This is a genomic window from Burkholderia pyrrocinia (genome assembly GCF_022809715.1).
Lineage (GTDB): Bacteria > Pseudomonadota > Gammaproteobacteria > Burkholderiales > Burkholderiaceae > Burkholderia > Burkholderia pyrrocinia_C.
The window spans coordinates 1,809,278-1,833,319 of record NZ_CP094460.1; the positions used below are offsets into that span (position 1 = coordinate 1,809,278).

18 protein-coding genes and 1 pseudogene are annotated in these 24,042 nt (G+C 66.5%); 10 read left to right on the forward strand and 9 right to left on the reverse strand.

The window, feature by feature from the left end; translation table 11 throughout:
• Positions 1-4: 4 nt before the first annotated feature.
• Both MRS60_RS24950 and MRS60_RS24955 read right to left on the reverse strand, forming a co-directional pair.
• Positions 5-1,417: an LLM class flavin-dependent oxidoreductase gene (locus MRS60_RS24950; protein WP_175749536.1), complete on the reverse strand. Its 1,413-nt coding sequence runs from the start codon at positions 1,415-1,417 to the stop codon at positions 5-7.
• 11 nt (positions 1,418-1,428) lie between these two features.
• Positions 1,429-2,280, reverse strand: a complete 852-nt coding sequence (locus tag MRS60_RS24955) for a MetQ/NlpA family ABC transporter substrate-binding protein (RefSeq protein WP_111018977.1) — start codon at positions 2,278-2,280, stop codon at positions 1,429-1,431.
• Positions 2,281-2,689: 409 nt separating this feature from the next.
• Here MRS60_RS24955 and MRS60_RS24960 point away from each other — a divergent pair, with 409 nt between their 5' ends.
• From MRS60_RS24960 to MRS60_RS24980, 5 genes are all read left to right on the forward strand, one after another.
• Positions 2,690-4,054 (forward strand): 2-hydroxycarboxylate transporter family protein, encoded by a 1,365-nt coding sequence (locus MRS60_RS24960; protein WP_034181762.1) that lies wholly within the window; start codon positions 2,690-2,692, stop codon positions 4,052-4,054.
• A gap of 131 nt (positions 4,055-4,185) precedes the next feature.
• Positions 4,186-6,069, forward strand: a complete 1,884-nt coding sequence (locus MRS60_RS24965; protein WP_243565729.1) for a sensor histidine kinase — start codon at positions 4,186-4,188, stop codon at positions 6,067-6,069.
• Positions 6,059-7,420, forward strand: coding sequence for a sigma-54-dependent transcriptional regulator (locus MRS60_RS24970; RefSeq protein ID WP_175749538.1), 1,362 nt, complete (start codon positions 6,059-6,061; stop codon positions 7,418-7,420). The genes MRS60_RS24965 and MRS60_RS24970 overlap by 11 nt, the downstream gene beginning before the upstream one ends.
• Positions 7,421-7,445: 25 nt before the next feature.
• A complete protein-coding gene (locus tag MRS60_RS24975) occupies positions 7,446-7,787 on the forward strand; it encodes a DUF3579 domain-containing protein (protein ID WP_243565730.1) in 342 nt (113 codons plus the stop codon).
• Positions 7,788-8,033: 246 nt separating this feature from the next.
• Positions 8,034-8,885 (forward strand): alpha/beta fold hydrolase, encoded by an 852-nt coding sequence (locus MRS60_RS24980; RefSeq protein WP_243565731.1) that lies wholly within the window; start codon positions 8,034-8,036, stop codon positions 8,883-8,885.
• 177 nt (positions 8,886-9,062) lie between these two features.
• On the opposite strand, the gene MRS60_RS24985 is transcribed toward MRS60_RS24980, so the two are convergent.
• A complete protein-coding gene (locus MRS60_RS24985) occupies positions 9,063-9,503 on the reverse strand; it encodes a PACE efflux transporter (RefSeq protein WP_034181836.1) in 441 nt (146 codons plus the stop codon).
• A gap of 98 nt (positions 9,504-9,601) precedes the next feature.
• On the opposite strand from MRS60_RS24985, the pseudogene MRS60_RS24990 reads away from it, so the two are divergent.
• Positions 9,602-10,490: pseudogene (locus MRS60_RS24990) on the forward strand (LysR family transcriptional regulator).
• Positions 10,491-10,643: 153 nt separating this feature from the next.
• Here the strand turns inward: MRS60_RS24990 and MRS60_RS24995 are convergent.
• On the reverse strand, positions 10,644-11,579 hold the full coding sequence (locus MRS60_RS24995) for a LysR family transcriptional regulator (RefSeq protein WP_243565732.1): 936 nt from the start codon (positions 11,577-11,579) through the stop codon (positions 10,644-10,646).
• 378 nt (positions 11,580-11,957) lie between these two features.
• Between MRS60_RS24995 and MRS60_RS25000 the strand changes: the two genes are divergently transcribed.
• From MRS60_RS25000 to MRS60_RS25010, 3 genes are read left to right on the forward strand one after another with little or no spacing between them, the layout of a single operon-like run.
• Positions 11,958-13,394 carry an NAD-dependent succinate-semialdehyde dehydrogenase gene (locus tag MRS60_RS25000; protein WP_059695390.1) on the forward strand — a complete coding sequence of 479 codons (1,437 nt, stop codon included), beginning with the start codon at positions 11,958-11,960 and terminating at the stop codon, positions 13,392-13,394.
• Positions 13,395-13,406: 12 nt separating this feature from the next.
• Positions 13,407-13,784, forward strand: coding sequence for a carboxymuconolactone decarboxylase family protein (locus MRS60_RS25005; protein ID WP_034181754.1), 378 nt, complete (start codon positions 13,407-13,409; stop codon positions 13,782-13,784).
• A complete protein-coding gene (locus tag MRS60_RS25010) occupies positions 13,781-14,776 on the forward strand; it encodes an NAD(P)H-quinone oxidoreductase (RefSeq protein WP_034181753.1) in 996 nt (331 codons plus the stop codon). Before MRS60_RS25005 ends, MRS60_RS25010 begins: the two co-directional genes overlap by 4 nt.
• A gap of 93 nt (positions 14,777-14,869) precedes the next feature.
• Here the strand turns inward: MRS60_RS25010 and opcM are convergent, their stop codons facing one another.
• From opcM to MRS60_RS25030, 4 genes are read right to left on the reverse strand one after another with little or no spacing between them, the layout of a single operon-like run.
• Positions 14,870-16,405, reverse strand: coding sequence for a multidrug efflux transporter outer membrane subunit OpcM (gene opcM, locus MRS60_RS25015; protein ID WP_034181752.1), 1,536 nt, complete (start codon positions 16,403-16,405; stop codon positions 14,870-14,872).
• Positions 16,406-16,415: 10 nt separating this feature from the next.
• On the reverse strand, positions 16,416-19,616 hold the full coding sequence (ceoB, locus tag MRS60_RS25020; protein WP_034181751.1) for a multidrug efflux RND transporter permease subunit CeoB: 3,201 nt from the start codon (positions 19,614-19,616) through the stop codon (positions 16,416-16,418).
• Positions 19,617-19,661: 45 nt separating this feature from the next.
• Positions 19,662-20,885, reverse strand: coding sequence for a multidrug efflux RND transporter periplasmic adaptor subunit CeoA (gene ceoA, locus MRS60_RS25025; RefSeq protein WP_243565733.1), 1,224 nt, complete (start codon positions 20,883-20,885; stop codon positions 19,662-19,664).
• A gap of 32 nt (positions 20,886-20,917) precedes the next feature.
• The gene (locus tag MRS60_RS25030) at positions 20,918-21,778 is read right to left on the reverse strand and encodes an alpha/beta hydrolase (protein WP_034181749.1); all 861 of its coding nucleotides are present in this window, start codon (positions 21,776-21,778) and stop codon (positions 20,918-20,920) included.
• Between the two features lie 457 nt (positions 21,779-22,235).
• On the opposite strand from MRS60_RS25030, the gene ceoR reads away from it, so the two are divergent.
• The gene (gene ceoR / locus MRS60_RS25035; RefSeq protein ID WP_096473390.1) at positions 22,236-23,240 is read left to right on the forward strand and encodes a putative multidrug efflux transcriptional regulator CeoR; all 1,005 of its coding nucleotides are present in this window, start codon (positions 22,236-22,238) and stop codon (positions 23,238-23,240) included.
• Positions 23,241-23,264: 24 nt separating this feature from the next.
• Here ceoR and MRS60_RS25040 read toward each other — a convergent pair whose 3' ends face one another.
• The gene (locus MRS60_RS25040; protein ID WP_243565734.1) at positions 23,265-23,972 is read right to left on the reverse strand and encodes a hypothetical protein; all 708 of its coding nucleotides are present in this window, start codon (positions 23,970-23,972) and stop codon (positions 23,265-23,267) included.
• Between the last annotated feature and the right edge of the window lie 70 nt (positions 23,973-24,042).

Genomic DNA, 24,042 nt, shown 5'->3' on the forward strand with positions numbered 1-24,042 from the left:
ACGTTCAGGCATGCGCGGGATGCGCGGGTTCGGCCGCGGCGGCCGGCCGATGCTGCGCGCCGGTATGCCACGCAGGCAGGCGCGCGCCCGCGCCGAACAGTTTCTCGCGCAGCGTCGGCGCGGGATCGTAGTCTTCCTTGTAGACGCCGCGGTTCTGCAGCTCGGGCACGACCCAGTCGACGAAATCCTCGAACGACTCGGGCATCACGGTGCGCGTCAGGTTGAAGCCGTCGATGCCGGTCTCGTCGATCCACGACTGCAGCTCGTCCGCAACCTGCGACGGCGAACCGACGATCGGCGCATAGCGACCGCCGAGCGACATCTGTTCGAGCATCCGGCGCACGGTCCACGTGCCGGTCGTGCTCTTGCGCGAGATCGCGTCGACGGCCGACTGGATCGAATCGGTCTTCACGTACGAGATCGGTTCGTCGAGGCCGTACTTCGCGAAGTCGATGCCGGTCGAGCTCGCGAAATGCGCGAGGCCGGCTTCGGGGCTCGCGTAGCGCCGGTATTCGTCGAATTTCTCGCGCGCGAGCCGCTCGGTTTCGGCCGTCACGACGCTCACGCCCGCGAAGATCCGGATCGACGCCGGATCGCGCCCCTGCCGCGCGGCGGCCGCGCGGATGTCGAGCGCGGCCGCACGCGCGGCGGCCTTGCTCTGCCCGTTCACGAACACGCATTCCGCGTGCCGGCCCGCGAACTCGACGCCGCGCGCGGACGAACCGGCCTGGTACAGCACCGGCGTGCGCTGCAGCGACGGCTCGCTCAGGTGGATCGCGTCGACCGAATAGAACGGCCCGTCGTGCTTCACGCGCCGCACCTTGCCCGGCTGCGCGAACACGCGTGCCTGTGCATCGCGGATCACCGCGTCGTCGTCCCAGCTCTGTTCCCACAGCTTGTAGACGACGTCCATGTAGTCGTCCGCGCGCTCGTAGCGGTCGTCGTGGCCGATCTGCTGCGGGAGGCCCATCCCGCGCGCGGCGCTGTCGAGATAACCGGTGACGATGTTCCAGCCGACGCGCCCCTTCGTCAGGTGATCGAGCGTCGACATGCGGCGCGCGAACAGGTAAGGCGGCTCGTAGGTCAGGTTCGCGGTCACGCCGAAGCCGAGATGGCGCGTGACCTGCGCCATCGCGGGCACGAGCAGCAGCGGATCGTTGACGGGCACCTGCACCGATTCGCGCAGCGCGGCGTCGGGGCCGCCGCCGAACACGTCGTACACGCCGACGATGTCCGCGAGAAAGATCCCGTCGAACTTGCCGCGCTCGAGCGTCTTCGCGAGATCGGCCCAGTAGTCGAGATCGGTGTAGTGCGCGGAGCGGTCGCGCGGATGCGTCCACAACCCGTGATTGATGTGCCCGACGCAGTTCATGTTGAATGCGTTGAGCAGGATCTTCTTCCGGTTCGCCGTCGTCATGTTCGCCTCCGTCACCACGCGATCGCGTACAGCGAGCCGAACGCGTTGTCGAGCGCCTTGCGCACGGCCGGCGAGTGCTGGTAGATCGCGATGAACTTGCGGATGCGCGGGTCGTTCACGCTGTCGGGCCGCACGACCCACTGGATCGCGAAGATCTTGTTCTCGGTGCCGTCGAACAGCAGCGCGCTGTTCGGGTCGGTCGTGCCGGCGAGCTTGATGAAGCTCGGGTAGCCCTGCGCGAGATCGACGTCGTCGAGCGAACGCGCGAGCTGCGACGCTTCGAGCGGGATGATCTTCAGGTGCTTCGGGTTGGACACGATGTCGTGCGTCGTCGCGCGATAGTCGGCGCCCGGCTTCAGCGTGATCAGCCCCGCGCGCTGCAGCAGCAACAGTCCGCGCCCGCCGTTCACCGGATCGTTCGCGATCGCGACGCGCGCGCCGTCCTTCAGCTCGGCAAAGCTTTTCACCTTCTTCGAATAGAGGCCGATCTTCATGATCGTGCCGGGTGCGATCGACACGAAGTTGTAGCCGCCCTGTTTGTTCGCGTTCTCGAGAAACGGGATGTGCTGGAAGTAGTTGACGTCGATGTCCTTGTTCGCGAGCGCCGCGTTCGGCGTATTCCAGTCGGTGAACTCGACGATCTTCACGTCGAGCCCCTGCGCCTTCGCCTCCTTCGCGGCGATCTTCAGCGCTTCGATCTGCGGGCTGGTCGAGATGCCGACCTTCAGCGGCGCGGTGTCGGCGCGCGCGCCGTTCAGCAGCCCGACGCCGAACAACCCGGCGAGCAGCGCGGCCGCCAGCAGGCGGGCCGGCCGCGCGAAGCGGCCGGAGGAAAAGCGGGCGGAAAAAACGGCATGCAGCATGGAAACCACTCTCCTGTCCAAAGACGGTATCGACGGATGAGCGACGCCGCGGCGAACGCGCGGGCGTTCTCCGGACAGTCGTCGTCGCATCGGAAAAGGATCAGCCGATGATAGAGAGCGGCGGAGGGGCGGTCTACGAAGCGATTGTGCGAAGAAAATCGCGCGCGGCGATATGGCGGGCGATCGGGCGCGGCCGGCCATCCGGCCGAAATCTCGGCCTGCCCGCCGCGCGAATTCCGAAATCTCGGAACGGCCTTCGCATCATTCTTTCCGCAGACGATACAAATCCCTTATGAATCAATGATCTGCAAACATGCCGACAGGCCGACACCTTGGCACGGAGGTTGCGTAATAGTCGGCACACGATGCCGCGAAGCAAAGCAGGCATTCCAACATCAGGAGACACGTCTTGCAGACCTCTATCCATACCCCGTCCCATCCCGAGCCGATTGCCGAAGCCGGTCCCGCCACGCGCGCACGCTTCTGGCCGGAAGGCTGGTGGAAGCTGATGGAAATCCGCATCGGCATCATCCCGCTGCCGGTCTACGTGATCCTGTTCGGGCTGATCGTCGGCTTCGCGGTGACGGGCAAGGTGCCCGGCGAAATCTCGATGGCGATCGCCGTGCTCGCGTTCTTCGGCTTCACGTGCGCCGAACTCGGCAAGCGCCTGCCGCTGCTGCGCAACATCGGCGCGGCCGCGATCTTCGCGACCTTCGTGCCGTCGGCGCTCACGTACTACCACCTGCTGCCGAAGCCGGTGCTGAACCTGACCGTCGAATTCACGAAGTCGACCAACTTCCTGTACCTGTTCATCGCGTCGATCATCGTCGGCAGCATCCTGAGCATGGATCGTCGCGTGCTGATCCAGGGCTTCGCGAAGATCTTCGTCCCGCTCGCCGTCGGCTCGGTCGCCGCGGCGATCGTCGGCACGGCGGTGGGCACCGCGCTCGGCCTCGGCGCGCGCCACACGCTGCTGTACATCGTCGTGCCGATCATGGCCGGCGGCGTCGGCGAAGGCGCGATTCCGCTGTCGATCGGCTATTCGGAACTGATGCACCTGCCGCAAGGCGAGATGTTCGCGATGGTGCTGCCGCCGGTGATGCTCGGCAGCCTGACCGCGATCATCCTGTCGGGCGCGCTCGACATGCTCGGCAAGCGCCTGCCGCACCTGACGGGCAACGGCCGCCTGCAGGTCGGCGAAAGCGGCGACATGACGCCGGAAAACGAAGAAATCCGCGGCCACGTCGACGTCACGCACATCGCGGGCGCCGGCATCACGGCGATCACGCTGTACCTCGTCGGCCTGATGGCGCACAAGCTGTTCGGCCTGCCCGCACCGGTCGCGATGCTGTTCCTCGCGGTGCTCGTGAAGCTCGCGCGCGCGGTGTCGCCGCCGCTGCAGGAAGGCGCGTTCGTCGTCTACAAGTTCTTCTCGACCGCCGTCACGTATCCGCTGCTGTTCGCGATCGGCGTCGCGATGACGCCGTGGGACAAGCTGACCGCCGCGTTCACGATCGTCAACGTCGTGACCATCGTGTCGACCGTCGCGACGCTGATGGGCACCGGTTTCGTGGTCGGCCGCCTGATGAAGATGTACCCTATCGACACCGCAATCGTGAACGCGTGCCATAGCGGGCAAGGCGGCACCGGCGACGTCGCGATCCTGACCGCCGCGAACCGGATGCAGCTGATGCCGTTCGCGCAGATCGCGACGCGCATCGGCGGCGCGATCGTCGTCACGGTCACGCTGATCCTGGTCGCGCACTTCGGGTGACGCACCGCAGCGCGCCTCGTCGCGCCGGCTGCTTTGCACGCGCCGCCGCCGGCCTTGCCGGCGCGCGGCGCGCGTCGTTGCGGACGGCCGGTTGCGGACGGCCGGTTGCGGACGACCGGTTGCGGGTTTCGATGAGGGCGAACGTGCAGAAAAGCTTCAAGGGGATCCCGTGGTGGGGCTGGGCGTCGGCCGCCGTGCTGTATGTCGGCGTGGCCGCTGCGGCCGTCGATTTCGCATGGGAACGCGCGATCGACGCGCTCGAGGAAACCGGCGCGCACCGGCTCGACCTGTATGCGTCGAGCCTGAAAAGCGAGCTCGGCCGCTTCGATATCCTGCCCGGCCTGGTCGCGCGGCAGGACGGCGTGCGTGCGATGCTGAAGGCCGCGCCGCACGACGCGCCCGACCTCGTGCACAAGGTGAACACGTACCTCGAAGCCGTGAACCGCGATGCGGGCAGCGGCGCCGTTGACGTGATCGACCTGCAGGGCGAAGTGATCGCCGCCAGCAACTGGAACGAGACGATCAGCTTCGTCGGCACCAACGTGTCGTACCGGCCGTACTTCAAGGATGCACTCGCGCGCGGCAGCGGCCGCTTCTTCGGCATCGGCACCAACACGGGCGTGCCGGGCGTCTACTTCGCCAGCGCGGTGCGCGACGACGGCGTGCCGATCGGCGTAGCCGCCGTGAAGATCAGCGTCGATTCGCTCGAATCGGCATGGCGCGCGCCGGGCGTCGCCGCGATGGTCGTCGACAGCAACGGTGTGGTCGTGATCTCGACCGAACCCGCATGGAAATTCACCGCGCTGCGCCCGATCACCGCGCAGCAGCAGCACGACATCCAGGCGTCGCGCCAATACGCGGGCCGTACCGTCGACGCGCTGCCGTACCGCCGCATCGGCGACCGCAGCGCGGCCGCGTGGCTCGGCGCGTTCCCCGATCCGCGCCGCGCCGGCCACAGCACGCGCTATCTGGTGATGTCGCGGCCCGCGCCGCAGGCCGGCGATTCGCTGATGGTGCTGCTCGACATCGCGGGCGCGCGGCGCCAGCAGCAGACGGCGTTCGTGTTCGTCACGGGCGCGTTCCTGATCGCCGCGCTGCTGGCCGGCTACGCGATCCAGCGCCGCCGGGCGATCGTCGCGCGGCTGAGCGCACAGGATGCGCTGCGCCGCGCGAACGACCGGCTCGAACTGACCGTCGCACAGCGCACGGCCGCGCTGACGGCCGCGAACGAGCGGATGCAGCGCGAGATCGACGAGCGCGAGCGCACCGAGCAGCGGCTGCGCGATTCGCAGCAGGAAGTCGTGCACGCGGGCAAGCTCGCGGTGCTCGGGCAGATGGCCGCCGGCCTCACGCACGAGCTGAACCAGCCGCTCGTCGCGATCCGCACGCTGTGCGACAACGCGCGCACGTTCTTCGCGCGCGGCCAGCCGGCGCAGGCAGATGCCAATCTCGAACGGATCGGCAAGCTCGTCGACAGCATGGCGGTGCTCACCGGCGAGCTGAAGACCTTCGCGCGCAAGCCCGACGTCGAGCGCGTCGCGGTGTCGCTGAACGAGGCTGTCGCACATGCACGGCTCATCTACGACGCGCGGATCCGCGACGAAGGCGTGCGGCTCGACGTGCACATCGCGCCCGGCACGGCGGTGTCGGCCGAATCGAGCCAGTTGCAGCAGGTGATCGTGAACCTGCTCGGCAACGCGCTCGACGCGGTGCACGATGCGCCCGTGCGCCGCATCGTCATCGAGGCGGCCGAGGCGGACGCAGCCGGCCGCGTGCGCTTCACGATCGCCGACAGCGGTGCCGGCATCGCGCCCGACGTGCTGCCGCACCTGTTCGAGCCGTTCGTCACGACCAAGCCGCGCGGCCAGGGCCTCGGGCTCGGCCTCGCGATCACGTCGCGCATCGTCGAGGCGTTCGGCGCGAAGATCGCCGCGACGAACCGCGACGAAGGCGGCGCGCAGTTCAGTATCGAATTCGCGGCGGCGACGCTGCAAAGGACAGAGCATGGAAGATGAGATTCGGGTGCTGGTCGTCGAGGACGATGAAAACGTCCGGATCGGCGTCGAGCAGGCCGTCGCGCTCGCCGGGTTCCCGGTCGACGCGTTCGCGTCGGCCGCCGACGCACTCGCGCACGTCGCGCCCGGCGCGCCGGTGGTGATCGTGTCGGACGTGCGGATGCCGGGCATCGACGGGCTGCAGCTGCTCGACCGCGTGATGGCCGTCGATGCGCAGATCCCGGTCGTGCTGATCAGCGGCCACGCGGATATCTCGACGGCCGTCGGCGCGATGCAGGTCGGTGCGTACGACTTCATCGAGAAGCCGTTCTCGTCGGACGTGATCGCCGGCCGCGTCGCCCGCGCGGTCGAGAAGCGCCGCCTGACGCTCGAGGTGCAGGGGCTGCGCGCGGCGCTCAACAACTGGCAGGGCATCGAGGCGTACGTGCTCGGCAAGTCGCCTGCGATGGCCGACGTGCGCAAGAAAATCCTGCGCCTCGCCGATACGTCGGTGTCGGTGCTGATCACCGGCGAAACGGGCACCGGCAAGGAACTGATCGCGCGCAGCCTGCACGACTTCGGCGGCCGGCGCGATGCGCATTTCGTCGCGCTGAACTGCGGCGGCCTGCCCGAGCAGATCTTCGAGAGCGAACTGTTCGGCCACGAGGCCGGCGCGTTCACCGGTGCGATCAAGAAGCGCATCGGCAAGATCGAGTGGGCGCACGGCGGCACGCTGTTCCTCGACGAGATCGAGACGATGCCGATTTCGCTGCAGATCAAGATGCTGCGCGTGCTGCAGGAGCGCGTGGTCGAGCGGCTCGGCGCGAACGAGCTGATTCCGGTCGATTGCCGCGTGGTTGCCGCATCGAAGGCCGATCTCGCCGAACTCGCGGCCGACGGGCGCTTTCGCGCGGATCTGCTGTATCGCCTCAACGTCGCGCAGATCGAGCTGCCGCCGCTGCGCGAGCGGCGCGAGGACGTGCCGCTGCTGTTCGAGCATTTTGTGCTCGCGGCCGCGCGGCGCTTCGGGCAGCCGGCGCCGGTCGTCACGGCTGCGCAGGTGTCCGAACTGATGACGCACGCGTGGCCCGGCAACGTGCGCGAGCTGCAGAACGTGGCCGACCGCTTCGTGCTCGGGCTGACCGGCGACAGCCTGCTGTCGTCGGGCGGCGCGCCAGCCGTGGGCGGCACGCTCGCGGAACAGCTCGCGTATTTCGAACGGATGCTGATCGAGGACATGCTGCAGCGTCACCACGGCAACGTTGCGGATGCGAGCGTCGCGCTCGGCATGCCGAAGAAGACGCTCTATCACAAGCTGCGCAACCTGCGGATTCCCGCGCGCGGCGACGCGGCGGCCGACGGCGGCGAATGACGCGGACAAGGACACGCACCACAGCATGGATCGCATCGAAGTCACCGAACACGGCCGCCTCATTGGCCAAACCCACGGCCACCTGATCCGTGGCGTCACGCGCGCGCAGAAGACCTTCCGCCCCAGCGACTGGCCCGAACGCCTAGCCGGCGTCATCACGATGTTCGTCGGCGAACGGCGGCCCGGCTATCCGTGCGCGCTGTCGCGGCTCGCGATGCCGGTCGTCGACGGCGGCGTCAAATGCCTGTTCGTGTCGGACGAATTGCGCGGCGTGTGCGCGGACGCGTTCGACTTCGCGATGCAGTTCGCGGCCGATAATGACCTTCCCGTCGAGCTTCAGACTGCACCCGCGTTGACGATGCGCTGACGCGCAGCCCCCTGCCCCCCCTCTTTCCGGTGCGTTTGCGCGTGCGCGCAGGCCACCGCATGCCCTTTCTCCGCCGAAATCAATCGTCAGATTATTGAAGGCTTCGATGCATGACCACGCCCCGACAAGGGTTTTCAGCCGAGCCATCAATAAAATTGATCGTCACGATGAAAATTATGCGTTTTCCTTGCAGGTCGCCGTGATGCATAGTTGCGTCGTGTTGACGCACCTTTGAGTCTTTCAGTCATGAACATGCGAATCGAGCCGTCCGTGCTCGCGAACCCCGACCTGCAATTTGCGACGCTTTCGTCAGGCATCAGCCTGCCGTATGTCGAGCGGGGCAGCGGCGCGCCGATGGTGTTCGTGCACGGCTCGCTGTGCGACTACCGCTACTGGGATCCGCAGCTTGCATCGCTGTCGGCCCACTACCGCTGCATCGCGCCGAGCCTCAGCCACTACTGGCCGGCCGTCGAAGCGGGCATCCAGGACGAGTTCAGCTGGCAGAACCACGTCGACGAGCTCGCCGAATTCATCGACGCACTCGATCTCGGCCCCGTGCACCTGGTCGGCCATTCGCGTGGCGGCAGCGTCGCGTTCAACGTCGCGCGCCAGCATCCGCAACTCGTCGAATCGCTGACGCTCGCCGATCCGGGCGGCCCGCTGCAACAGCCGGGCGTGCGCGAAGCCGCGCTGCCGGCCGCCGCGATCGCGCTGCGCACGAAGGCCGTGAACCTGATCGGGCAAGGCGACGTCGAGTCGGGTCTCGAGATGTTCGTCGATTCGGTGAGCCTGCCCGGCGCGTGGAAGAAGAGCACGTCGCGCTTCCGCACGATGGCGATCGACAACGCGAGCACGCTGCCGAAGCAACTGCGCGACCCGCTGCCCGCGTATTCGCAGCACACGGCCGGCGATATTGCATGCCGCACGCTGCTGATCGACGGCCAGCGCAGCCCGAAGATGTTCCGCCACAACGTCGACACGCTGTCGCAGTGGATCGGCGATGCGCAACGGCAGACCGTCGCCGGCGCGTCGCACGGGATGAATGCAGCGAGCCCCGCCGTGTTCAACCGTTACGTGCACGAGTTCGTCGCCGCGTAAGTTCACGGGCGGCGTTCGTTCCGCCCGGTTTTCCCAGTTTCATCCGGAAACGGTGCGGGCCCGCCCCGCATCGCTTTCCTGTCGCCCGCCGCACGTCACCGGCGCATCCGCTGCGCGGATCCAGACACCTCTGAACGATCCACGTCCGCGTGCCGGACACCGGCGCGGCGCATTGCATCACGCAGCCGCGTCGGCCTTCCGCGTCACCGCATCCGGCAGCCCGAACACGCTGTCGAACGACCAGTTGTACACGAACGTGAAGATCGGGAAGAACACGATCAGCACCGCGTCGAACAGGAACGCCTGCACCAGCGACACGTCGAGCCACCACGCGATCAGCGGAATCAGGAACGTCACGAGCGCAACCTGGAACCCGACCGCGTGCAGCACGCGCCGCCCCACGGTGCGCGTCGTCGCCGCGCGCCGCCGCTCCCACGCCTCGAACGCGAGGTTGTACAGGAAATTGACGGTGACGCCCGTCGTCGAGATCATCACGCCCAGCAGGCCGCTCGTTTCGGCGCTCGCGCCGCTCAGCACGCCGAGCACCGTCGACGCGATCAGGATGCCGAGCACCTCGAACATCACGACGTAGACTATGCGTCGCTTCCAGCCTTGCATGAACATCCCCTTCGAATCGAACAAGGTGGCGAGACTAGCAGCGGGTACCCTGTCCGCCAAAGTCAGGTCCTTTCAATTTTTCTGACAGGAGGCCGCACGTGCTGACCAGCGACCACATCGACATGCTGCTGACCGTCATCGACAAAGGCTCGTTCTCGGCGGCCGCGCGCGCTCGGCCGCACGCCGTCGGCGGTCAGCATGGCGATCGCGAACCTCGAGGCCGAACTCGATCTCGTGCTGTTCGATCGCGGCACGCGCGAACCGACGCCGACCGCTGCAATGGCCGCGCTGCTGCCCGATGCACGCTCGATCGCCGAACGGCTGCACGCGCTGCGCGCGCATGCGCAGCACCTGTCGGAAGGCGTCGAGGACACGCTGCGGCTCGGGCTCGCGGCGGAACTCGACGGCGCACCCGTCGCCCGCGCACTGACGGCCGTCGCCGCGAAATATCCGGCGCTCGCGATCAGCGTCGTCACGGAGCCGCAGGACGCGATCGTCGACGCGCTGCATCGTGGCGCCGTCGATCTGTGCGTCGCGTACGGCGGGCTCGACCTGCATCCGCAGGAACAGATTCACGCGCTGTGGACCGAGACGCTGATCGCGGTCGCCGCGCCCGGCCATCCGGCGATTGCAGAAGCCGCGCATCCGGAGGCGATCGAGCGCTTGTCGGGGTTTCGGCAGATCGTGATCGCCGATCCGGAGCGGCCGCTCACCGACGTGCGGCCGCTTATCGGCAACCGCACGTGGAAGGTGACCGACATGGCGACCGCGATCGCGCTCGTGAAGGCCGGTCATGGCTGGGCGAACTTGCCGGAATCGATCATCGACCGGTATGTGGCGGACGGTGAACTCGCACCGCTCGTGTTCGCGAACATTCGCAACGGGCTGCCGCTGCCTGTGTATTTGCGGCGGCCGAAACATACGGGGCTCGGCAAGGCCGCCGGGGAACTCTTGCGGGCACTGCGGTCTGAAGACAGTCCGCATTAAGCGGTGCGGCGATGGCGTCGCCACACCGTCCGTCAACGCCGGACGACTTGACCGTTAGTTGCAATCAATGGGCCACCCTCGCGCGCGTTCGGCGCCAGAAACGCGTTCCCGGTCATCGCTCGACTTGTCCGATCATGCCGACCGTGAGGCGGGTCATACGACCGTGATGGCGAGCTCCTCCGCATACGCCTCCAACCGGTCGCCTACCCGCAACTTAAGGACATCGATGAACCGTTTGATCTTCGCGTCGACGAACTGACGGGACGAATACACCGCATAGACGTTGCGCTGAGCGGTGTGGAATTCAGGCAGCACGCGAACGAGCGATCCCTTACGCAAATCGTCGATTGCCGAGAAGGCGGCGATCAGCCCGATCCCCGCGCCCTCGCGCAGTACCGTGGACATCGCATCCATGTCGTTGACGCTGAAGTGCGATCCCGCCGGACGATACACCGCCTCGCCGACCCTGCCTTGCAGACGCCATTCGTCGGGCGCGTAATCGACCGTGCTCAGGAGCACACATGTGTGGTCGACGAGGTCTTCCACGCACGCGGGAGCCGGACGATGTGCCAGATAATCGGGCGACGCCGCCAGAATGCAATGGCTGACGCCGATCTTCTGGCTCACATACGCCGAGTCCGGCAGCGTGCGCGCAATCACGATCGCCACGTCGAGTTGCTCTTCGAGCAGGTTCGGCATCCGCTGCGACAGCATGAGATCGACCGATACCTCCGGGTATGCGTTCCGATAGGCAAGCACGGCTTGCGAAACGAGTTGACGGCCTAATCCCGGCACCGCATGCACGCGCAATATGCCGCGCGGCTCCAGCAGCGCATCGCGCGCTTCCGCTTCTGCCCGTTCGATGTCCGAGAGGATCGCAACGCTGCGCTCGTAAAAACGTCGCCCCGCATCGGTGACGACGAGCCGTCGCGTCGAGCGCTGCAGCAACCGCGTGTTGAGATTGTCCTCGAGTACCGAGACCGCTCGGGAAATGTTGCCGACCGTCGTATCGAGGTGGTTTGCGACAGCCGTGAAACTGCCCATCTCGACCACCTTCGCAAACACCGACATGGTGTGAACCTTGTCCATTACGCACCTTGGTTTTGAATTGATCGCCGAATCGCTGCGTTTCGGCCCGCGCGAGCCTGTTGATCATAGGGCCCGCGCCTGCTTCGTGCAGTCAGCGCGCAATCCCCTGTCGTTTTCGCGCATCCTTTCAATGCGCTTTCATGCTGGCAGGGGGATTTTCTCTCCCGAGACAAGATTCATTCTTTCCGGCCCCTCTAAGTTGCCGCCCGCTTCACGCCTAGACTGGGTCCCGAAGTCAGGCAATCAGAACGCGGAAGTATCAAACCCGAGCTCGGCCCGCCACGGCGAATCATCCAGACACGGCGTGGCGCAGGTTCCCCTGTCCGGCTCGTGGCGAACACATATTTAATCGCAATCCTAACCATAAAGGCTACTACCATGGACATCAGTTACGACGCGCTTCATCTTTTCATCAACGGCGAATGGATCGGTGCGAGCGAACGCGAAACGGCGCCGGTGATCAACCCCGCCACGCAAATCGAGATCGGGCGCGTCCCGCTGGCGACGGCAGCCGATCTGGATCGCGCCCTGCAGGCCACCGCACCGGCTTTTGACGTCTGGCGCAACACCGTGCCTGCCGAACGCGCGCGCATTCTGAAGCGTGCGGCGGAACTGATGCGCGAGCGCGCCGAGCACATCGCTACCGTCATGACGCTCGAGGAAGGCAAACCACTGGCAGAAAGCCGCGACGAAGTCCTGCGTGCCGCCGACTATTTCGAATGGTTCGCCGAAGAGGCTCGCCGTATCGACGGCCGCGTGGTGCCATCCAACCGCCCGGGCGTGCAACAGCTCGTGAAAAAACAGGCAATCGGGCCCGTCGCCGCATTCACGCCATGGAATTTTCCCGCGATCACCCCGGCGCGCAAGCTCTCCGCCGCACTCGCCGCCGGATGCAGCGTCATCATCAAACCCGGCGAGGAAAGCCCCGCAACGGCGCTCGCGCTGGCACGTGCACTGGACGACGCCGGTTTGCCGAAGGGCGTGCTTCAAGTCGTATTCGGCGTGCCCGACCAGGTGTCGAAGCATCTGATCGCTTCCCCGGTCATCCGGAAGGTGACGTTCACGGGCTCGGTACCGATCGGCCGCCTGCTGTCGGCGCGTGCCGCCGAAGGCGTCAAACCCATCACGCTGGAGCTGGGCGGCCACGGGCCCGTCCTCGTATTCAACGACGCGGATGTCGAGAAGGCCGCGGTCGACGGTGCGGCGAACCGCTTTCGCGGTACGGGCCAGGTCTGCATCTCGTCGACGCGCTTCCTGATCCAGCGCGAAGTCTACGACGCGTTCGTCGGGCACTTCGTGCGCGCCACCCAGGCCCTCAAGGTCGGGAATGGCATGGATGCCGGCACGCAGGTCGGGCCGCTGGCCAATCCGCGCCAGCTTGCCAAGATGGAAGAACTCATCGCCGATGCGGTGGAACGTGGCGCAAGGGTCCTCGCCGGCGGAAAGCGCATCGAGGGCGAAGGATATTTCTTCGAACCCACGGTCCTCGCCGACGTACCGAAGGACGCGCGCGTGATGCATGAAGAACCGTTCGGCCCGATCGCGGTGCTGATGCGCTTCGATGCCCTCGCCGACGGGCTCGCCGAAGCGAACCGGTTGCCGTACGGGCTCTCCGCCTATGCGTTCACGCGCAGCGCGCGCACGGCCATTGATGTCGCGGACGGTCTCGAAGCCGGGATGATCGGCATCAACCAGTACCGCATCGTGTCGACCGAACTGCCGTTTGGCGGCATGAAGGAAAGCGGCCACGGCTCGGAAGGCGGCACCGAGGGCATCGAGTACTACCTCACGCACAAGTTCATCAGCCAGGCTTGAAGGAGTATCGCCATGTCTCATACGCATTTCGACAGTCCACGCGAGGCCGCGCGGGCCTTCACGCCGACGCTCTCGGCATTCGTCGACGACACGCTCTATCCGCGCATCTGGAGCGATCCGTCGCTCGCGCCGCGCGATCGCAGCCTCGTGACCGTCGCCGCCCTGATCGCGGGGGGCCATCTCGACGAGTTGCCGGCGCATCTGCGGCGCGCGTTGACGAACGGCGTAACCCGCGAAGAGCTCTCCGCGGCAATTACTCACCTCGCGTTCTACGCCGGGTTTCCCGCAGCGATTTCCGCTTCCGCCGTGGCGCAGGCAACGCTGGGCGCACAACCTCGGTCCGACGATCTCGCCGGTCATTCAGCTCCGGCACAGGAAGGTGTGAAATGAAAGCCATCACATTCAAGGAATTCGGCGAGGCCGAGGTTCTCCAATTGGCCGAAGTCCCGGCACCCGAGGTTCGCCCCGACGATCTACTGGTACGCGTTCATGCCGCGGGCGTGAATCGCGCGGATCTGACACATCGGCGAGGCGGATACGGCCGGCCCAATTTCGGCGACTCCACCCTCATGGGGCTCGAAATCGCCGGCGAGGTGATCGAGACGGGAAGCTCCGTGCAGGGCTACGAGGTGGGTGATCGTGTAATGGGCGTCGTCGGCGGCGGGGCCTATGCGGAACTGGCGCGCATCGACTGGAGAATGGCGATGCCCATTCCGGCAACGATCGACTACGTGCACGCGGCTGCCATACCGGAAGTTTTCGTCACTGCGCACGAAGCGTTGTTGCATCTGGGCCGCTTGCAACGTGGCGATTCGGTGCTGATTCACGCAGCGGCGGGCGGGGTGGGTTCCGCGGCGGTCCAGCTCGCCTACGCAACCGGCGCGACGATATTCGCGACCGCCGAAGCCTCGAAACTGGAACGGATCGTTCAACTCGGCGTGGACCATGCGATCGACTACAAGGCGCAGGATTTTTCGGAAGTCGTCGCAAGCAGGACTGGCAAACGCGGTGTCGACGTCGTCATCGACTTCGTGGGCGCGCCGTATTTTTCGCGGAATGTCGCGTCATTGGCAAACGGCGGCCGGCTGGTGCAGGTCGGCATACTCGGCGGCGGCGGTGACGTGAGCGTTGCGCTCGATCAGATCCTGTACCGTCATCTGCAAATCATCGGCACGGTGATGAAGTCGCGCGACCCGCGCGAGAAACACGCGATGGTTCGGCGATTTCGCGAACATTGGCTGGACCGCTTTGCGGGAGGCGCGGGCCTCGAACCGGTCGTCGACAGCGTGTTTCCTCTCGCCAATGCCGCGGCGGCTCATCGACGGATGGAGTCCGCCGTGAACGTAGGCAAGATCATCCTGTCGATGAGCGAAAACGCCTGACGCCATAAAAAACCCCGGCATGCAGACCAGAGCCTGCACGCCGGGGTTCTTCGCTTCACTGCCGGCGAGCGACGATTCGCCCGCCGTTCGCGCTCAACGCGCGGCGACTTCCGCCTTGACGGACGCCGCATCGCCGACCGCCGTCGGCGCGGGCCCCCACCCGCCGCCCAACGCACGGATCAGGTTCACGGTCGACACGGCCTGCGCACCGGTCAACTGGTTCGACTGCAACTGCGACTGCAGCACCGACCGCTCGCTGTCGATCACGTCGAGATACGCGACCTGGCCTTCCTGATACTGCGTGCGCGACAGCGTCGCCGCGCGGCGCGACGCATTGACGGCCGCATCCTGTGCGCGGATCTGGTCGTCGAGCAGGCGCAGATCGGCGAGATTGTCCTCGACCTCGCGGAACGCGACGAGCACCTGCTGCCGGTAGTTCGCGACCTGCTCGTCGTACTGCGCACGCGCCTGCTGCACGCCGGCCGCACGGCGCCCGCCGTCGAACAGCGGCAGCGTCAGCGCGGTGCCGGCGAACGGCCCGAGCAGGAACGTGCGGCTCGACCACAGGAACAGGTTGCCGAGCGTCGACGCCTCATAGCCGAACGCGCCCGTGATGTCGAGCTTCGGGAAGTACGCCGACTTCGCGAGGCCGATCCGCGCGTTCGCGGCCGCCATCGCGCGCTCGGCCGCCGACACGTCCGGGCGGCGTTCGAGCAGCGCGGACGGCAGGCCCGCCGGAATCTTCACGCCGACCGGCACGATCGGCGTTTCCTTGAACGCGAAATCCGCGGGCGCCTTGCCGAGCAGGATCGCGAGCGCATGCTCGGAAGCCGCGCGCCGGCGCGCGACACCGACCGCATCGGCCTGCGCGCTGGCAAGCTCGTTCTTCGCGCGCGACACGTCGAGCTCGCTGATATCGCCTTCGTTGAAGCGGCGCTGCACGAGCTTCAGCGCCTGATCGCGCAGCTCCACCGTGCGGCGGTACAGGTCCTGGTCCGAGTCGAGCTGGCGCAGTTCGAAGTAGTTCTGCGCGACGTCCGCCTGCAGCGCGAGCTGCACCGAACGGAACAGCGCTTCGCTCTGCGCCTGGTCGGCACGCGACGCCTCGACGTTGCGGCCGACGCGGCCGAACAGGTCGGCCTCGTAGGACACCGTGCCCTGCGCGCGCCACAGCGTCGCGTTGGTCGGGCCCGTGCCTTGCGGCTGCAACTGCGACGCCGACGACAGCCCTTCGCGCGTCGGCCCGAAGCCGGCGCCGACCTGCGGGAACCATTGCGAGCGCGCCGAACGCGTCGCCGCGCGCGCTTCCTCGACACGCGCGGCCGCCGCCTTCAGGTTCTGGTTCGCGGCGAGCGCCTGCGTCTCGAGCGAATCGAGCACCGGGTCGCCGAACACCGTCCACCACTCGCCGCGGTGCGCGCCGTCCGACGGCTCGGCCGTCTTCCACGTGCCGGCCTGTTCGCCCGCGGCGAGCGTCGGCGCTTCCTTGAACGCGGCGGGCGTCGACACATCCGGGCGCTTGTAGTCGGGGCCCACCGCACACGCGGCGAGCAGCGTCGCGAGCAGGGTGCTCGCGGCCGCCACCTTCGCGAAGCGCATCAGGCCATTCGTGTTGTGCATGTTGTCCATCTTCTTATCCTCAAGCATCCGAAGCCGGTACGCCCTGGGCCGGCACGCCATACCCGGCCGAGTCCTTGCCGGCGACGTGGATCTTGCCGCCCGCGAGCGTACGCAGCACGACGTAGAACACCGGCGTCAGCATCAGCCCGAACAGCGTCACGCCGAGCATCCCGAAGAACACCGCGACACCCATCGCATGGCGCATCTCCGAACCCGCACCCGTCGACGTGACGAGCGGCACGACGCCCATGATGAACGCGATCGACGTCATCAGGATCGGGCGCAGCCGCAGCCGGCTCGCCTCGATCGCGGCCTCGAGCGGCGTCCTGCCGTCGTGTTCGAGCTCGCGCGCGAATTCGACGATCAGGATCGCGTTCTTCGCCGACAGCCCCACCAGCACCATCAAGCCGATCTGCGTGAAGATGTTGTTGTCGCCCTGCGTGAGCCACACGCCCGTCAGCGCCGACAGAATACTCATCGGCACGATCAGGATCACCGCGAGCGGCAGCGTCAGGCTTTCATACAGCGCAGCGAGCACCAGGAACACGAGCAGCACGCTGATCGGGAACACATACATCGCCGAATCGCCCGCGAGGATCTGCTGGTACGTGAGGTCGGTCCACTCGAACCGCACGCCGCGCGGCAGCGTCTCGTGCGCGATCCGCTCGACCGCGGCCTGCGCCTGACCCGACGAGAAGCCCGGCGCCGGGCCGCCGTTGATGTCGGCCGCCGTGTAGCCGTTGTAGCGCACCACCATTTCAGGGCCGAACGTCGGCGTCACCGTGACGAGCGACGACAGCGGCACCATCTCGCCCTTGTCGTTGCGCGTCTTCAACTGCAGGATGTCGTCCGCGCGCTGGCGGAACGGCGCATCGGCCTGCACGCGCACCTGGTACACGCGCCCGAAGCGGTTGAAGTCGTTCACGTACAGCGAGCCGAGATACACCTGCATCGTGTTGAACACGTCGGTGACCGGCACGCCGAGCTGCTTCGCCTTCACGCGGTCGAGATCGACGTTGAGCTGCGGCACGTTGATCTGGTAGCTCGTAAACAGCGGGCCCAGCTCGGGCGCTTGCTGCGCGCGCTTGATGAAATCGTTGGTCGCATCCGCGAGCCGCGCATAACCGACCGCGCCGCGATCCTCGATCTGCATCTTGAAACCGCCGAGCGTGCCGAGGCCGAGCACCGGCGGCGGCGGGAACACCGCAACGAACGAGTCCTTGATCGCACCGTACTGCTGGTTCAGCGCGCCGGCGATCGCACCGGCCGACAGCGCCTTGCCGTGCCGTTCGGAGAACGGCTTCAGCGTGACGAACACGATGCCCGCGCTCGAGCTGTTCGTGAAGCCGTTCACCGACAGCCCCGGGAACGCCACCGCGCTCTCGACACCCGGCTGCTTCAGCGCGATCGAGCCCATGTCGCGGATCACCTTCTCGGTGCGGTCGAGCGATGCACCGTTCGGCAACTGCGCGAACGCGATCAGGTATTCCTTGTCCTGCGCGGGCACGAAGCCGCCCGGCACGACCTTCGACACCAGCACGGTCGCGCCCACCAGCACGAGGTACACGCCCAGCATCAGCGTCTTGCGCGACAGCACGCCGCGCACGCCGCGGCCGTAGTTCTCCGCGCCGCGATGGAACACCTTGTTGAAGCCGCGGAAGAAGCCGCCGAGCACGCGGTTCATCACGCGCGTGAGCCAGTCTTCCTTGTCGCCATGGCCCTTCAGCAGGATCGCGGACAGCGCCGGCGACAGCGTCAGCGAGTTGAACGCCGAGATCACCGTCGAGATCGCGATCGTCATCGCGAACTGCTTGTAGAACTGGCCGGTCAGGCCCGACATGAACGCGAGCGGCACGAACACGGCGACCAGCGTCAGCGCAATCGCGATGATCGGCCCGCTCACTTCCTGCATCGCCTTGTAGGTCGCCTGCCGCGCGTTCATCCCGCTTTCAATGTTGCGTTCGACGTTCTCGACGACGACGATCGCATCGTCGACCACGATCCCGATCGCGAGCACCATCCCGAACAATGACAACGCGTTGATCGAATACCCGAACGCGAGCAGCAGCGAGAACGTGCCGATGATCGACACCGGCACCGCGATCAGCGGAATCAGCGACGCACGCCAGGTCTGCAGGAACACGATCACGACGATCACGACCAGCGCGATCGCTTCGAGCAGCGTGTGCACGACGGCCTTGATCGACGAACGCACGAACTGCGTCGGGTCATAGACGATCTTGTAGTCGACGCCCGCCGGCATGTCCTGCTTGAGCTCGGCCATCGTCTTGCGCACTTCGTCCGAGATCTGCAGCGAGTTCGCGCCCGGCGACTGGTTGATCGCCATCGCGACGGCCGGCTTGTTGTCGAGCAGCGAGCGCAGCCCGTATTCGGACGCGTCGAGCTCGATCCGCGCGATGTCGCGCAGGCGCGTGACGCCGCCGTCCGGCGTCGTCTTCACGACAATGTCGCCGAACTCGTCTTCCGTCTGCAGACGGCCGCGCGCATTCACCGACAACTGCAGCGGCGTGCCGGGCAGCGACGGCGACGCGCCGATCACGCCGGCCGCGACCTGCACGTTCTGCTCGCGGATCGCCTGCACGACGTCCTCGGCGGACAGCCCGCGCTGCGCGACCTTCTGCGGATCGAGCCACACGCGCATCGCGTAGTCGCCCGAACCCCACAGCTGCACCTGGCCGACGCCCTGGATCCGCGACAGGCGATCCTTCACGTTGATCAGCGCGTAGTTGCGCAGGTAGGTCATGTCGTAGCGGTTGTCCGGCGAGATCAGGTGCACGACCATCGTCAGCGTCGGCGAGCTCTTCACCGTGGTGATGCCGAGCCGCTGCACGTCTTCCGGCAGGCGCGGCAGCGCCTGGTTCACGCGGTTCTGCACGAGCTGCGTGGCCTTGTCCGGATCGGTGCCGAGCTTGAACGTGACGGTGATCGTCATGTTGCCGTCGCTGTTCGCCTGCGACTGCATGTAGAGCATGTCCTCGACGCCGTTGATCTGCTCCTCGAGCGGCGACGCGACCGTCTCGGCGATCACTTTCGGGTTCGCTCCCGGGTACTGCGCCTTCACGATCACCGAAGGCGGCACGACTTCCGGATATTCCGAAATCGGCAGCAGGAACATCGCGATCACCCCGCCGAGCAGGATGATCACCGATAGGACTCCTGCAAAGATCGGCCGGTCGATAAAGAATTTGGATATGTTCATTTCTGGCTCTGTCTGGTTGAACGCGGATGCGAAGCGGCGGGCCGCTTACGAATCCGCCTTCGCCGGTGCGGCCGGCTTCGCGGTGCTCGCGAGCGGCGCGGACGGCGCATCGCCGCCCGTCATCGGGACCATGTGCGGCTTCACCTGCTCGCCGGGCCGTACGCGCTGCGTGCCGTTCACGATCACGCGGTCGCCCGCGGAAAGCCCGCTCACGATCACGCGCCGGTTGCCGTGCTGCATCCCCTGCTGCACTTCGCGGTACGACACGCGGCCCTGCTGGTCGACGACGAACACGAACTTCTTGTCCTGGTCGGTGTTGATCGCCGCGTCGTCGACGAGCAGCGCCTGGTGCGGCGCGCTGCCGCCCACCTTCACGCGCGCGTAGAGGCCCGGGACGAGCGCGCCGTCGGCGTTGTCGAAGCGCGCACGCACGCGGATCGTGCCCGACGACGTGTCGAGCCGGTTGTCGACCGAATCGATCACGCCGCTGCGCGAGTAGCCGGTTTCGTTCGCGAGGCCGAGCTCGACCGGCACCTTGCGGCCGTCGCGCGCGCCGTTGATGTATTGCAGGTAGGTCTGCTCGTCCGCATCGAACGACGCATAGATCGGCGACACCGACACGAGCGTCGTCAGCGGCGCGGCCGCCGCACCGGCCGACACGACGTTGCCGACCGTGATCTCCGCGCGCGACACGCGGCCCGACACCGGCGCGGTGATCCGCGTATAGCCGAGGTTGATGCGCGCCGTTTCCAGCGCGGCATCGGCCGCCTTCACGTTCGCCGTCGCCTCGCGGGCCGCGTTCTGCTTCTCGTCGTAATCGCGCTTCGCGATCGCGTTGTCGCCGATCAGCCGCTGCGCGCGCTGCCAGTCGGTCTGCGCATAGCCGTTGCGGGCCTGGGCAGCCGCGAGCTGCGCAGCCGCGCGGTCGACTTCGGCCTGGTACGGGCGCGGGTCGATCACGAACAGCACGTCGCCCTTCTTCACGAGCGCGCCGTCCTTGAAATTCACCGCGACGATCGTGCCCGACACCTGCGGACGTACGTCGACCTTCTCGATCGCTTCGAGGCGGCCCGAATAACCTTGCCAGTCGGTCACGGTCTGCGGCACGACGGTCGCGACATCGACTTCGGGCAGCGGCGCGGCCGCTTTTTCGGGCGCGTTCGCGTTCGCGTTCACGCGCATTGCGCCGAACGTTCCGAGGCCGACGACGGCGAGCGTCACGATCGCCGCTGTCGCGATTCGGGAACGGGAGGTGCGTAGGATGGCCATGTGGATCTCCAATAAACGTGGATTGGTTCTGGTTATTCGGAACGGTTCGGCTGGCGCGCCTGGAAGCGGCACTGGAAGAAGCGCACGGCTTCCTCGAATGCGGCTTCGTGCGTCGCGAGCGCGGCGTGCGTGATGTCCGGATAGCGGATCACCTGCGTGAGCACGCCCGACGAAATCAGGCAGCCCGCATATTTCTCCGCTTCGACGTGCAGCACGTCGTTCTGCGCGGTGACGACGAGCGTCGGCGGCAGCCCCGCGAGGCGCACCGATTCGATCGGCGCCGCGTACGGGTGCATGCGCTGTGCGGCCTGCGGCAGATACGCGCGATAACAGGCCGCGCATTCGCGCGCGGTGATGTCCGACGCGAGACGCTCGGCGTCGCCGATGCGCGTCATGCTCGGGTCGAGCATCGGCCCGAACAGCGCCTGCGCGGCGATCGACACTTCGCCGCGGTCGCGTGCGATGAATGCCAGACAGTTCGCGAGCTGCCCGCCCGCGTCGTGGCCCGCGACACCGATCTTCTTCGGATTGCCGCCGAACGCGCGGGCGCGCGTCGCGGCCCACACGGCCGCGCGATACGCATCCTCCGGCGCGGCCGGAAAAGGAAAGGCCGGTGCGAGCGAATAATCGACCGACACTACGAGAGCTGGTAAGCGTTCTGCTAAAAAACGCGCGGCGAAATCAGCGTCTTCGAGCGAACCGCGGACGAAACCGCCGCCGTGGAAATAAAGCACTACCGGCAACCCGGTCTTGTCCGGGCGGCGGTAGAGGCGCAGCACGATGTCCTGCGCGTAGCCGGGAATTTCCACTTCGGCGACCGTCAGCGCCGCGCCCGCCAAGGCTTGAGCAGGCATTGCGGCTTTCAGGAATTTGCTGAATTCAGAAGCGTCCATGACGATGCAGCATCCATTTCGAGATGGAACGAATTCTGGGTCCGGCAGACATTGGGATAAATGCCTATAATCCGGCAACACAATTCAACGACCCCGAACAATCCGAGGCTGCGTTCACCCACGAGGTAGCGCAGCCTCTTTGTTCCGGCGGCAAAAGGGTCCGCTTGCATATGGAACGCACATGCGAATGCCCGAAATCGCTCGTAGGGCAAGGAGTGAGGAGCGCCGTTTGGCCGAGCCAAACAAGCGACGAGCGACGCCGCCATACGGGCGATTTCGGGCATTCCCGTGACATGTTTTTTTTAATTTGGGGTTGCCACGAGAACGGCCGCTCGCCGCGTTGCGCTCCTTGGCGATACGTCAGTATTCGCGGCGTCGCGCGCCTCGCGAGCGGCCGTTCTCGTGGCAACGCATGCGCGTTCCATATACAAGCAGACCCTAGATTGCGGAGGTTGTGATGGACCGGCTTCAGGCCATGCAGGTGTTTACTCGCGTCGTCGATACAAGCAGCTTCACCAAGGCGGCAGAAACGCTCAGCTTGCCGCGGGCGTCCGTCACGACGATCATCCAGAATCTCGAAGCGTTCCTCGGCGTGCGGCTGATGCACCGGACCACGCGCCGGCTGTCGCTGACGCCGGACGGCGCCGCGTACTACGAAAGATGCGTGCGGATCCTCGCGGACGTCGAGGAAACCGAAGCGAGCTTCCAGGCCAACAACCGGAAGCCGCACGGAAAGTTGCGTATCGACATGCCGGGTTCGATCGGGCGGCTGCTCGTGATTCCGTCGCTGTGCGAATTCCACACGCGCTATCCGGACATCGACCTGCAGCTCGGCTTGTCCGACCGCCCGGTCGACCTGCTGCAGGAAGGCGTCGACTGCGTGATCCGCGTCGGCGCGCTGCAGGATTCGTCGCTCGTCGCGCGCCGGGTCGGCCTGTTCGAAGGCGTGACGGTCGCCGCGCCCTCGTATCTCGAGCACTTCGGCGAGCCGAAGACGATCGAGGACCTGAGCCAGCACAAGGCCGTCAACTATTTCTCGAGCCGCACCGGCCGCACGATCGACTGGTCGTTCCTGATCGACGGCAAGGAAACCGAGATCAAGATGGAAAGCATCGTGTCGGTAAACGACGCGGATGCGTACGTGACCTGCGGGATCGAAGGCTTCGGGCTGATCCAGCCGCCGCTCTTCATGGTGCTGCCACACCTGCGCGAAGGCCGGCTCAAGGAAGTGCTGCCCGGCATCAAGCCGCTGCCGATGCCGATCTCGGTCGTGTATCCGCACAGCCGCCATCTGTCGCCGAAGGTGCGCGTGTTCGTCGACTGGATCGCCGAAGTGTTCGACCGCTGCCCGCTGCTGAGCGGCAAGGGCAGCCTCGACGCGACGTGCAGCAAGCGCACGTTCGAGGAAGCCGAACGCGCACCGGCGCTCGATACGCCGGTCATCAACGAGTGGGTCGCGTAGGTCCGGCGTACCCGGGCCCTTTTTTCACTTCGCTCTCCACGCACGCATGAATTCCGCGGCCCCCATGCCGGGTGCGCCGCGGCCGGGCCGCTTCGCGCGCGCCATCGCCCGCGCCAGTTGCGCGCGCTGCGCGCTCACGTGCCGCGCGCAAAAGCGATCAATCACGCCGATCTGGTTTTCCATGAACGCGATCGTCTGCTCGATGCTGCTGCGCACGTTCGCCTGGGAGCACGTGAGCAGCTGATACTCCGCGATCAGCGCGCGCGCGAGTTGCCGGCGGCGCTGCACCAGTGCCTGCACGTACAGTAGTTGCGGGTCGGACAACGGCTCGACGAGTTGGGCGCACGACGGATGCTGATCGAACTTGCAGGCCAGTTCCGTCAGCAAACGGGCGCGCGCCCCTTTTCGGTCGAGCGGAATCTCGACCGCGCCCGCGAGGAAATCGCGGGCCTGATGCGGATAGGCAACGGCCACCGCCAGTCGCGCGGCCTGCAGCGCGCAAGCCACCTCGACTTCGGCGCCGCCGGACGACTCCAGCACGACGCGCGCAGGAGCCAATCCGGCGATTGCATCGGTCATCGACTCGATGCCGAACGTCTCGTTCCGGTAGCCGAGGATCACCCTCAGCGACGAGACGCCGACCTCAACCGTCTCGTACGTCACGCTGATGCCGACAAACACGCGCTCGGGCGCCAACGCCTCGCCGTGCTGTTGCGCTGCTCGATCGCTCATACGAATTCGCTCCTGATCTCGCCCTTCAGTCCGGCCGGGAAAAAATTTGGACACCGATGTTCGTCACTAG